At 73.9% G+C, this 11,313-nt stretch carries 10 protein-coding genes; 4 read left to right on the top strand and 6 right to left on the bottom strand.

Annotation, left to right across the window (positions count from 1 at the left end):
* Positions 1-55 precede the first annotated feature (55 nt).
* The 6 genes from ABT048_RS28470 to ABT048_RS28445 all read right to left on the bottom strand — a co-directional run bounded on the left by ABT048_RS28470 (position 56) and on the right by ABT048_RS28445 (position 5,547).
* Positions 56-475, bottom strand: a complete 420-nt coding sequence (locus ABT048_RS28470) for an SHOCT domain-containing protein (protein WP_350524384.1) — start codon at positions 473-475, stop codon at positions 56-58.
* Between the two features lie 99 nt (positions 476-574).
* On the bottom strand, positions 575-1,159 hold the full coding sequence (locus ABT048_RS28465; protein ID WP_350524383.1) for an NUDIX hydrolase: 585 nt from the start codon (positions 1,157-1,159) through the stop codon (positions 575-577).
* Positions 1,156-2,316, bottom strand: coding sequence for a type III polyketide synthase (locus ABT048_RS28460; RefSeq protein ID WP_350524382.1), 1,161 nt, complete (start codon positions 2,314-2,316; stop codon positions 1,156-1,158). Before ABT048_RS28460 ends, ABT048_RS28465 begins: the two co-directional genes overlap by 4 nt.
* Before the next feature lie 81 nt (positions 2,317-2,397).
* Complete coding sequence (locus tag ABT048_RS28455) at positions 2,398-3,603, bottom strand: cytochrome P450 (RefSeq protein WP_350524381.1); 1,206 nt, start codon at positions 3,601-3,603, stop codon at positions 2,398-2,400.
* 199 nt (positions 3,604-3,802) lie between these two features.
* Positions 3,803-4,489: a response regulator gene (locus ABT048_RS28450; RefSeq protein ID WP_350524390.1), complete on the bottom strand. Its 687-nt coding sequence runs from the start codon at positions 4,487-4,489 to the stop codon at positions 3,803-3,805.
* A 206-nt stretch (positions 4,490-4,695) separates the two neighbouring features.
* The gene (locus ABT048_RS28445; RefSeq protein ID WP_350524380.1) at positions 4,696-5,547 is read right to left on the bottom strand and encodes a sensor histidine kinase; all 852 of its coding nucleotides are present in this window, start codon (positions 5,545-5,547) and stop codon (positions 4,696-4,698) included.
* A 118-nt stretch (positions 5,548-5,665) separates the two neighbouring features.
* Between ABT048_RS28445 and ABT048_RS28440 the strand changes: the two genes are divergently transcribed.
* The 4 genes from ABT048_RS28440 (at position 5,666) to hemC (ending at position 11,154) form a co-directional block, all read left to right on the top strand.
* A complete protein-coding gene (locus tag ABT048_RS28440; RefSeq protein WP_350524379.1) occupies positions 5,666-6,391 on the top strand; it encodes an ABC transporter ATP-binding protein in 726 nt (241 codons plus the stop codon).
* A complete protein-coding gene (locus ABT048_RS28435) occupies positions 6,388-8,700 on the top strand; it encodes an ABC transporter permease (RefSeq protein WP_350524378.1) in 2,313 nt (770 codons plus the stop codon). The genes ABT048_RS28440 and ABT048_RS28435 overlap by 4 nt, the downstream gene beginning before the upstream one ends.
* Positions 8,701-8,889: 189 nt before the next feature.
* Positions 8,890-10,176: a hypothetical protein gene (locus tag ABT048_RS28430; protein WP_350524377.1), complete on the top strand. Its 1,287-nt coding sequence runs from the start codon at positions 8,890-8,892 to the stop codon at positions 10,174-10,176.
* Positions 10,177-10,218: 42 nt separating this feature from the next.
* The gene (hemC, locus tag ABT048_RS28425) at positions 10,219-11,154 is read left to right on the top strand and encodes a hydroxymethylbilane synthase (RefSeq protein ID WP_350524376.1); all 936 of its coding nucleotides are present in this window, start codon (positions 10,219-10,221) and stop codon (positions 11,152-11,154) included.
* The last annotated feature ends 159 nt before the right edge of the window (positions 11,155-11,313 follow it).

The raw sequence follows: 11,313 nt of genomic DNA, 5'->3' as shown, positions 1-11,313 counted from the left end.
CCGGTGGACGCAGGACGCGTCCACCGGCCCCCGGCCGTGGTGCCCGTCGGGGCGATCAGGCCAGGATTTTCGCCTTGGCCTGTTGGTACTCCTCGTCGGAGATGGCGCCCTTCTCCTTCAGGTCCGCCAGTTTCGCCAGGTCGTCGACGTGGCTGCCGCCGCCGCCCGGTCCGGACGCCGCCGCGTCACGGACGTAGGCCTGGAACGCGGCCTGGTTCTCCTTGGCCTGTTCCATGTCGCGTTTGGTCATCGACTGCCCGCGGGCGATCAGGTAGATGAGCACGCCGATCAGGGGCAGCAGGATCACCAGGACCAGCCAGCCGGCCTTGCCCCAGCCGCCGAGGTCGTGGCTGCGGAAGATGTCCGTGATGATCTTGAAGAGCAGGAAGAACCAGAGGATCCACAGGAACAGCTCCAACATCGTCCAGAAGATGTTGAGCAGCGGGTAGTCCGCGGCCAGCGTGTAGGTGTCCATGGCCGAGTCATATCACCGCAAAACGGACATTGCGCTCCGATGTTCGTCCGTTCCAGTGATCTTCCGGGGCGGCGGGAATAGCCGCGGCCGACCGGCGCCTCAGCCCAGTCCGGCTCGCCGCCGCAGCTCCACCGCGAGCCCGATCAGCTCGCCCCACCAGGCGTCGTGCCCGGTCAGCAGCAGTCGCTGCGCCTCGGCGACCGGCACCGGACGGACCTCTACCACCTGCTCGCCGTCGGCCGGGTTGGTCGGCGAGGACTCCAGCGCGACCTCTCCCCAGCCCCACAGCCACGCCTTCTCCGGGTGCGGCTGCCACGGCCGGTACGGCACCGGGTCGTCGGTGCGGCAGCGGTGCGCACCCAGCCAGCCCGGCTCGCCGAGCAGCCGGGCACCCGCCTCCTCGCGCAGCTCGCGCTCCAGGCAGGTGGTGATGCTCTCGCCCTGCTCCCGGGTGCCGCCGGGCAGGAACCAGTGGTCCCGGTCGTCCCGGCAGAGCACCACCTCGCCGTCCGCGAAGCCGACCAGGTGGATGTTGGTGACCAGGTCGTCCGGCGGCAGCACGGTGGAGAACTGCGCGTCGTAGCGGCCCCAGCTCCAGTACTGCGGCGCGTGCAACGCCGGGAAGCGGGCGGCGAGTTCGGCGGCTCTGGCGGAGGCGTCGGTGCGGTCCGTGGTATCGGTCATTCGGTGATCGTAGTGCCGGCCGGGAAACGGCGGGGGACGGTCGGATGGACGAGTGCGATGTCGGAGGTGGAGATGGCGCGCGGTCGGCGGGGGCGCGGTGCCTCGGCCGGCGCGCCGACCCAACTCCCCAGTGAGATCTCGGCGGTGATGCCCGGCCCGAAGCCGGCGATCAGTCCGGTGGTGCCCTCCGGCACGCCGCCGTCGTCGAACAGCCGGGCGAGGGCGTCGAACACGACGGCACTGGCGATGTTGCCGCGTTCGGTGAGCGTGGCGCGGCTGTAGCGGAAGGTGGCCGGTTCCAGGTTGAGGAAGCGGCACAGGTCGTCCAGGATGCGGGGGCCGCCGGCGTGCACGATGTAGAAGCCGAGCCCGGACACCTCCCAGCCGTGCTCGCCGGCCAGGCCGCGCAGCGCGGGCGCGAGCATCTCCATCGTGCCGGGCACCCGCTTGTCCAGCTGGAAGTGGAAGCCGGTGTCCTTCACCCCGTAGGAGATCCAGTTCTCGGTGCCCGGGACGAGGTGCGAGCCGTTGCGCTCGATCTGGACGCCGTGCCCGCCGTGCCCGCGCATCACCACGGCGGCCACCGCGTCGCCGAACAGGCCGTTGGAGAGCAGTGAGCCCACGCCGAGGTCGGTCGGCTGGTAGCAGAGCGAGCAGAACTCGCAGGCGACGATGAGCACGTTGGAACCCGGGTAGGCGCGGCAGAAGTCGTGCGCGCGGTTGACGGCGGCCCCGCCGGCCGCGCAGCCGAGCTGGGCGATCGGCACCTGGCGGGTGTCGGAGCGGAAGCCCATGGTGTTGATCAGCCAGGCGGTCATCGACGGCATCATGAAGCCGGTGCAGGACACGTAGACCATCAGGTCGATGTCCCGGGCGGTCAACTCGGCGTACGCCAGGGCCCGTTCGATCACCTCGGGGGCGCGGCGCTTGGCCTCGCGCTCGTACACCTCGTTGCGGCGGGTGAAGCCCGGGTGGGTGAGGGTCCGCTCGATCGGCTGGACCAGGTGCCGGGTCCGCACCCCGGTGTTCTCGATCAGCCGCAGGGCCAGGCCGAGCTGGGGGTGGTCGGCGTGCAGGGCGCGGGCGAGGTCGAGGGTCTCGCCGAGGGTGATGACGTGCTCGGGCACGGCGACGGCGGGGCGGCAGAGTGTTGCCATGGGTGTGTGGGTCTCCCCTGGGGGCCTGGGGGCAGGCCGGTGGATGCGTGGAACGGGTACGGGCGGCGCGGCGCGGCGCGGCTACCAGGCCACCGGCAGGGTGCGCGGAAAGCGCCAGATCGAGCCGGAGTCCCAGTCGAGTTCGGCCGGGTCGACGGCCGGCCGCAGGCCGGGGAAGCGCCGCAGCAGGGTGCCGATGGCGACCTGCAGCTCCATCCGGGCCAGGTGTGCGCCGAGGCAGTGGTGCTGGCCGTACCCGAAGGTCATGTGGGTGGGTGCGCCGCGGTCGAGGTCCAGCTCGTCGGGGCGCTCGTACACCGCCGGGTCGCGGTTGGCGGTCAGGTAGGAGACGTGCACCGCCTCGCCGGCCCGGATCAGCACCCCGCCCAGCTCCACGTCCTCGGTCGCGACCCGGGCGATGCCGACGCCCTGCCGGAACGGGATGAAGCGCAGCAGCTCCTCCAGGGCGCGCGGCAGCATCTCGGGCCGGGCGCGGAGCCGGGCGAGCTGCTCGGGGTGGGTGAGCAGGGTGTGGGTGATGTTGCCGAGCTGGTAGGTGCTGGTGTCGTGCCCGGTGACCAGCAGGACCATCGCCATCACGGTCAGCTCGTCGGCGTCCAGCAGTTCGTCACCGTCGCGGGCGGTGGCCAGGGCGCTGATCAGGTCCTCGCCCGGGGCGGCGCGGCGGGCCGCGGTCAGCTCGCCGAAGTAGGCGCGCAGCGCGGTCTTGGCGGTCTCCTGGCCGTCCCGGCTGCCCGGGCCCATCCGCATCATCGCGACGGCGTGGCCGCGCAGTTCGGCGCGGTCGGCCTCGGGGATGTCGAGCAGCTCGCAGATGGTGGTGAGCGGGAGCCGGTCGGCCAGGAAGTGCATCAGGTCGGCGGGGGAGCCGTGCTCGGTCATCTCGTCGTAGTAGCCGTCGACGATCCGCTGGGTGGCCGGGCGCATCCGTTCGACCTGGCGGTTGGTGAAGCCCTGGGCGACCAGTCGGCGCAGCCGGTTGTGGGCGGGCGGGTCCATCAGGTTGATCGCTTCCGCCTGGGCGATCGGGGCGGGCGTCATCCGCGGCAGGTCCCGGCCGATGCCCGCGGCGCGGCTGAACCGGCGGTCGGTGGTTACCACCCGGACGTCCTCGTAGCGGGTGGCCAGCCAGGCCTCGCCCTCGCCGTGCGGCAGCCGGATCCGGGCGATCGGGGCCTCGGTGAGCAGCCGCTTGAGGAGGGGGTCGAACTCCAGGCCGTCGGTGTGGTGGAAGGGGCAGTCCCACACGGGGGCGGTGGTGGTCACGGGCCTGTCCAATTGTCTTCGTCATGCCGGGTGATGCCGCCCGAGGTGGTTCTTCCGTTCGGGCGCGGACATGCAGATGTTCCCCCATGGATTGGCAAAAAGGGCGATTCGACGGGGAGTTAGCTCTAATGAGTGAGCTGCATGATTGTCATGCGAACTGCCTGTTGTGGCGGGCCAGTTGGGGCGGGCACGTCGGGGATCAGCCGCCGCCCGGCGCGACCAGGCCGGTCTCGTAGGCGAGGACCACCGCCTGCGCCCGGTCGCGCAGGTGCAACTTGGCGAAGATCCGGGCCACGTGCGTCTTCACCGTCGACTCGCTGAGGGTGAGCTCGCGCGCCAACTCGGTGTTGGAGAGCCCGCGTCCGAGCAGGGCGAGCACCTCCGCCTCGCGCGGGGTGAGCGGGGCGAGGTCCCGGTGCAGCGGCGGGCCCTCGGCGCCGGGAGCCGGACGCGGGGCGCCGGCCGCGAAGCGCTCGACCAGGCGCCGGGTGATCGAGGGCGCGAGCAGGGCGTCCCCGGTGTCCACCAGCCGTACGGCGGCGGCGAGATGGGCGGAAGTGACGTCCTTGAGCAGGAAGCCGCTCGCCCCGGCGGCCAGGGCGGCGTAGACGTAGTGGTCGAGGTCGAAGGTGGTCAGCATGATCACCCGGCAGCCCGGCACCCGGGCGAGGATCCGGCGGGCGGCCTCCAGGCCGTCCGTGCCGGGCATCCGGATGTCCAGCAGGGCGACGTCCGGCCGGTGCAGGACGGCGGCGGCCACCGCCGCCTCGCCGTCGCCGGCCTCGGCGACCACGTCGATGCCGCGCGCGGTCAGGATCATCCGGAAGCCGGTGCGGACCAGCTCCTGGTCGTCGGCGATCACCACCCGGGGGCGGCGCTCCGCCACCGGGTCCCGCACGTCCGCCGCGGTGCCCTCTGCCGCGGCGTCCTTGCCCACGGTGTCCTCGCCCACGGTGCCCCCCTCTGCAGTGATCTCTTCCACGGCTCTCCCCGTCGAGGCCTGCGGGGCCTCGCGGCGTGCGCCCTTACAGCGTGCGTTCCCTCGGGGGTGCGTTGCCTCACGGCGTGCGTTCCCTTACGGCGTGCGCTCGGTCACGGCCGGTCCAGCGGGATGCGGGCGCGGACCCGGTAGCCGCCGCCGAGCCGGCGCCGGGCGTCCAGGTCCCCGCCGTACACGGCGACCCGCTCGCGCAGGCCGAGCAGCCCGCGCCCGGTGCCGTCGGCCGGGCGCGGCGCCGGGGCGGGGCCGTCGGCGAGCACGCTGGGCCCGCTGTTGAGCACCTCGACCCGCAGGTAGTGGTCCGCGTAGCGCACCGTCACCTCGGCCGTCACCCCGTCCCCGTGCTTCAGTGCGTTGGTCAGCGCCTCCTGGACGATCCGGTAGGCCGTCACGTCGATGCCCGCCGGGAGCGGCCGGGGCTCGCCGGAGATCCGCACCTCGACCGGCAGCCCGGCGAAGGCGAACCGGTCGATCAGCGGGCTCAGCCGGCTCAGGCTCGGCTGCGGCGCGAAGCCGCCGCCGTCCGGCTCCTCGCTGCCGTCCGCGGCGGGTGCGAGCAGGCCGAGCAGGTGCCGCAGTTCGGTCATCGCGTCCCGCCCGGCGGCCTCGACCGCGCCCATCGCCGCCGCGGCCTCCTCGGGCATGGTGGCCAGCACCTCGCGCGCCGCCCCGGCCTGCACCACCATCAGGCTCACGTTGTGGCTGACGATGTCGTGCAACTCGGCGGCGATCCGGGCCCGTTCGGCGTCCACGGCGGTCCGGGCGGCGCTCTCCCGCTCCCGCTCCAACAGCCAGCCGCGCTCGCCGATCGCCGACCGGTGCAGCCGGCGCGCCCGCGCGAGCGCCACGGCCAGCCGGCCGGCCCCCGCGCACGCCACCCCCGCCACCGCGACGGACACCCACTCCACTTCCGTTCCCCACACGGCGTCAGCTTCCCAGGTCACGGCATGATCCACATCATCCGGGGGTGCCGCGCCCGTACATCCCCGGTACTACGGCGGCCCGCGGTTACACCCCGGGTGGGACGTACCGGCCGGGCGCCCGCCCCTACCGTCGTCCACCATGAGCAACGACCACGACGGGACCTCCCGGCCGGACGACGCACAGGTCGTCGTCGAGCTGTCCGGGGTGCACAAGGAGTTCGGCGACGCCAAGGCGCTCGACGGCGTCGACCTGCGGATCCGGGCGGGCGAGGCGGTCGCCGTGATGGGCCCCTCGGGGTGCGGCAAGTCCACCCTGCTGAACATGGTGGCCGGGCTGGACCGGCCCACCGCCGGCACCGTCCGGGTGCAGGGCCAGGACCTCGGCGGGCTGAACGAGACCGGCCTGGCGCTGTTCCGCCGCCGGCACATCGGGATGATCTTCCAGTTCTTCAACCTGATCGACGACCTCCCGGCGCTCGACAACGTCGCCCTGGCCGCCCAGCTGACCGGCACCACCGCCCGCCAGGCCCGCCGCCGCGCGCTGGAACTGCTGGACGAACTCGGCGTCGCGCACCGCAAGGACGTCTACCCGGCCGCGCTCAGCGGCGGCGAGCGCCAGCGGGTCGCGGTGGCCCGGGCGCTGATGAACCGCCCGGCCCTGCTGCTCGCGGACGAGCCGACGGGCGCACTGGACAGCCGCTCCGGCGAGCAGGTGATGGACCTGCTGATCGACCTCAACCAGATCGGGCAGACCCTGCTGATCGTCACCCACGACCCCGACCTGGCCACCCGCTGCGCCAGTCGGCTGGTCGAAGTGGCGGACGGCCGGGTGGCGCGCGAGCGGATGCTGGAGGCCCGGTCGTGAACGGCGGAGCCGTCTGGCGGGCCTCGCGCGCGGCGGTGAAGCGCCGCAGGGTCCAGACCATCGTGATCGGCCTGGTGGTCTTCTGCTCCACCACGACCGTGCTGCTCGCCCTCGCGGTGATCAGCGCCGCCCGGGCCCCCTTCGACGACGCCTTCGGCGCCCAGCGCGGAGCGCACGTCGTGGCCGCCTTCGACGCCGGCAGGACATCCGCGGAGCAGCTCGCCGCCACCGCCCACCGGCCGGGCGTCGAGGCCGCCGCCGGGCCGTTCGACCAGGTCGTGGTGGAGATCCCCACCGACTGGGCCGGCAGCCCGCCGGGCCCGCTGCCGCTGGTCGGCCGGGCCGACCCCGGCGGCCCGGTGGACCGGGTCGAGCTCCTGTCCGGGCGCTGGGTCGCCGCTCCCGGCGAAGTGGTGCTCGACTCGCCGTTCGGCGGCTCCGCGACGAGCCAGCTCGGCAAACCGATCACCACCGACCGGGGACTGAAGCTCACCGTCGTCGGCTTCGCCACCAGCATGAGCCGGTCCGCCGGCGGCTGGGTCACCCCCGGGCAGGCCGCCGACCTGCAGCCCACCGGACGGCAGATGCTCTACCGCTTCGCCGACGCCGACACCGCGCGGCAGGTCACCGCATCCCTCGGCACGGCCACCGAGGGCCTGCCCGCCGACGCGCTCACCAGCGCGCAGTCGTACCTGGTGCTCAAGCAGGCCTTCTCCGCGGGCGCCGACGCCTACCTGCCGCTGATGACCGTCTTCGGCGTGCTCGGCCTGGTGGTCGCCACGCTCATCGTCGGCAACGTGGTGAGCGGCGCGGTGGTCTCCGGCTACCGGCACATCGGGGTGCTGAAGTCGATCGGATTCACCCCGCGTCAGGTCGTCACCGTCTACCTGACCATGGTCTCGGTGCCCGCGGTCGTCGGCACCGTCCTCGGTACGGCGGCCGGCTGGGCGGCGGCGTTCCCGATCCTCCGGACCGCCTTCAGCGGGATCATGACCGGCGTCGCCGTGATCGAACCGGCCGGCTGGCTGCCCGCCGCCACCCTCGCCGGCGTCCCCCTGCTGGTCGCCCTCGCCGCACTCGTCCCGGCCTCCAGGGCGCACCGGCTCTCCGCCGCCCAGGCCATCTCGGCGGGCAGCGCGCCGCGCACCGGACGCGGGCTGAAGGTCCAGCGCCTGCTCGGCGGCACCCGGCTGCCGCGCGCCGTCAGCCTCGGCCTCGGCCAGCCCTTCGCCCGACCCGCCCGGACCGCGCTGACCATGGCGGCGATCGTGCTCGGCGTGGTCACCGTGACGGTGACCACCGGCGTGAGCAGCACCCTGAGCCGGACCATGGCCCCGACCGACGACAGCACCCACGTCAACGTGCAGACCGCCCACTTCGCGGGCAACCGGACCGCGCCGCGGCTCACCCCGGCCCAGACCGAGGCGATGCTGCGCGCCACCCCCGGCGCGGCGGGCGTGGTGACCCGGGGGCTGGTCCGGGTGGGCCTGATCGGCTACCCCCAGCCCGTCTTCGGCGACTTCTACGGCGGCGACGACATCGGGGCCGGCAAGTGGCTCCGGGTGGTCGAGGGCCGCCCGCCGACCGGCCCGAACGAGGTCTCGGCCGGACCGGCCTTCCTCGACCAGCACGGGCTCAGGCTCGGCGACCGGCTCACCCTCGACCTGGAGGGCCGGGACCTGACCGTCACCATCGTCGGCAAGGACGTCCAGGGCAACCCGAACGCGATCACCTCCAACGACGCGACCCGGGCCGCGCTCACCGACGACCCGCACCACGTCGAGTACGACGTACGGCTCGCCGCGGGCGCCGACACCGGGGCGTACCGGAAGGCCGTGACGGACGCCGACCCGAGCCTGACGCCCTCCGTCGTCACGCCGCACCCGGACGCGGCCACCGTCGCGGTCAAGAGCTTCACCACGACCTTCACCGTCCTGCTGTCGGTGGTCGCCGCGCTCGGCGTCTTCAATACCCTGCTGCTCACCATCCGGGAACGCCGCCGCGACCTCGGCATGCTGAAGTCGATCGGGATGACGCCCCGGCAGGTCGTCACGATGACCATCACCTCGGTGGCCTGGCAGGGCGCGCTCAGCGGCGTCATCGGCATCCCGGTCGGGATCCTGACGCACCGGCTGATCGTCGAGAACGTCCGGATCATCGCCTTCACGGACGATGCGATCGACGTCTGGGGCGCCCCGCTGCTCACCGGCCTCGCCCTCGCGGGGGTCGTGATCGCCGTCCTCGGGGCACTCGTCCCGGCGCGGTCGGCGGCCCGGCTGTCGATCGCGGAGGTGCTGCACAACGAGTGAGCCACGGGGGTGGGGGGGCGGGGGCGGCCGTTCGTCGCTCCCGGCCGTCGTTCCCGGCCGTCGTTCCCGGCCGTCGTGCCCGGCTGTCGTTCCCGGCCGTCGTGCCCGGCCGTCGTGCCCACCGGAACCGCCCGGCCGTCCGCCCGCGTCCCAACTCCCGCTGAGGACAAGGTGATCGGGGAGGACGTCGTGTCACTGTTCAGGGCGCCGGGCCTGGGCCGCCGGGCCGCGGTCACACTCGGCGGGATCGTCCTGCTCAGGCTCGGGCAGAACCTGCCGCTGCCGGGCGTCGACCCGACCGTGCTCGGGCGGGTCGCGGACGGGGCACTGCCCGGCGACCGGGTGTGCGGACTGGTCGACCTCGTCACCGGCGGCGGGATGTACCGACTGGCGCTGCTCCCGTTCGGGGTGCTGCCGTTCCTCCTGGCCCGACTGACCGTCCCCGCCCTCGCCCGACTGCACCCCCGGCTCGGCGCACTGCGCGCCGTGCGCCCCGGGCTGCTCCTGCTGCAGCGCCGGACCGCCCTCGCGCTCGGCCTGCTCGGCGGCCTCGCCCTCGCACTGGTCGCGGCGACCGGACACCTGCTCCCCGGCGCGGCGGCCGGGGACGGCTTACTGCGGCTGCACGGCGCGCTCGCCGTCGCCGTCCTGACCGCCGGGGCCGCCGCGGGCACGGCGGCGCTGGTGCCGCTCACCCGGTGGATGGACCGGCACGGGCTCGGCGACGCGATCGCGGTGCTGCTGTTCGCCCAGGTCGCGGCCGTGCTGCCCGGTCAGCTGTGGGCCGTCCGGGAACGGGCCGGGTCCGGCGCGTACGCGTCGGTGCTGGTGGCCGTGCTGGTGGGGCTGGCCGTGACGATCGCCCTGGTGACAGCCGGGCGCAAGGGGGAGCGGCGGGTCGAGCTGTTCTACTCCCCGCTCGGCGGGCGGCGTGCGGGCGCCGAACGCCGCTACCTGCCGCTGGTGCTCAGCCACCGGGGATTCGTCCCGGCGGTGGCCGCCGCCCTGCTGCTCGCTCCGCTGCGGCTGCCGTGGTTCCCGTACCTGGTGCTGCTGTTCCTGCTCGCCGCGGCCGGGTCCTGGCTGGCGGTGCTGGACGGCCGGTCCGTGCTGACCGACGCCGACAAGCTGCTGCGCACCCGCGCGTACGTCCCCGGCGTCGAGCCCGGCAGGGCGACCGTCGACCACCTCGCCGCCGTACGCAGCCGGGTCGCCGTCGCCGAGATGCTGGGCACCGGTGTGGTCGCCGTCCTGCCGGCGCTCGTGCTGTCGGCGGCGGGCGCGGTCGGCGGGTTCGGGGCGTTCGGCGAACTCGGCGGGTTCGGGGTGTTCAGCGGGGCCGGGGGTGCCGGGGGCTACGCGTTCGGCGGGGCGAGCGTGCTGGTGGTCGCCGGGGCCTCGATCGACGCGGTGGGGCCGCTGTTGCAGGACGTGCAGCGGAGGCGGATGAGGCGGCACTATGCGCCATACGCCTGACGTGCCGTCAATGACGGGTGTTCGAAGGCCTATCATCGCGCCATGTCCACCGCTGAGCTGATCCGCATCGTCTCCCGCTCCTCGCCCATGGCGCTCGCCCAGGTCGAGCGGGTCCGCGCCGAACTCGCCGTCCTGCACCCGGACCTTCGCACCGAGGTGGTGCCGGTCACCACCTCGGGCGACCGCTGGACCGGCGACCTCGCCCACCTGGGCGGCAAGGGCGCGTTCACCAAGGAGGTCGACGCCGCGCTGCTCGCCGGGGAGGCCGACGTCGCCGTGCACTGCCTCAAGGACGTTCCAGCCGACCGTCCGCTGCCCGCCGGTACCGTCTTCGCCGCCTACCTGCGCCGGGACGACATCCGCGACGCCCTCGTCCACCCCGGTGGCCTGACCCTCGCCGAACTCCCGCCCGGCACCCGGATCGGCACCTCCTCCGTCCGCCGCACCGCCCAACTCGCCGCCTCCCACCCGCACCTGGAGTGCGTGCCGATCCGCGGCAACGCCAACAGCCGGCTCGCCAAGCTCGACGCCGGGACGGTGGACGCCCTGCTGCTCGCCGTCTCCGGCCTGGAACGGATCGGCGAGCAGGCGCGGATCACCGAGATCCTCGGCGTCGACGCGATGTGCCCGCCCATCGGCGCCGGGATCCTCGTCCTGCAGTGCCGCGAGGACGACACCGCGACCATCGACGCCGTCACCACGCTCGGCCACCACGACACCTGGCGGGAGGCGGCGGCCGAACGGATGTTCCTGCACGTGCTGCAGGGCCACTGCAACAGCCCGATCGCCGGCTACGCCAAGGCCGAGGCGGACGGCCGCCTCTCGCTGCGCGGCCGGGTCTTCACCCCGGACGGCAAGCAGGTGCTGGACGCCCACGAGTGGGCGGGCGCGCTCAACCCGGAGGACCTGGGAACCTCGGTCGCCCTTGCGCTCAAGCGGCAGGGGGCGCAGGAGCTGATCTCCTCCATCCCGCACTGACCGTCCCGTCCGGAGCGGGCGCCCTGGGTACCCGGACGGCGGAGAGCCCGTCCGGGTGCACGGTCCGCCGTCCCCGGCGTGTGTACGTCCGGCTCGTCCGGGCGTGCGGTGACCCGTCTCGGGGTGACGCGCGGAGATTCCCCCCTCGGCGCGAGAACC

Source organism: Kitasatospora sp. NPDC096140 (genome assembly GCF_040303045.1).
Lineage (GTDB): Bacteria > Actinomycetota > Actinomycetes > Streptomycetales > Streptomycetaceae > Kitasatospora.
The sequence above is the reverse complement of the archived record's forward strand: the minus strand, read 5'-3'. Positions and strand labels throughout refer to the sequence as shown.

Bases quoted from the DNA above. Each gene is read 5' to 3' on its own strand.
- ABT048_RS28470 (WP_350524384.1), bottom strand. From the start codon at position 475: ATGGACACCTACACGCTGGCCGCGGACTACCCGCTGCTCAACATCTTC.
- ABT048_RS28465 (WP_350524383.1), bottom strand. From the start codon at position 1,159: ATGACCGATACCACGGACCGCACCGACGCCTCCGCCAGAGCCGCCGAA.
- ABT048_RS28460 (WP_350524382.1), bottom strand. From the start codon at position 2,316: ATGGCAACACTCTGCCGCCCCGCCGTCGCCGTGCCCGAGCACGTCATC.
- ABT048_RS28440 (WP_350524379.1), top strand. From the start codon at position 5,666: ATGAGCAACGACCACGACGGGACCTCCCGGCCGGACGACGCACAGGTC.
- hemC (WP_350524376.1), top strand. From the start codon at position 10,219: ATGTCCACCGCTGAGCTGATCCGCATCGTCTCCCGCTCCTCGCCCATG.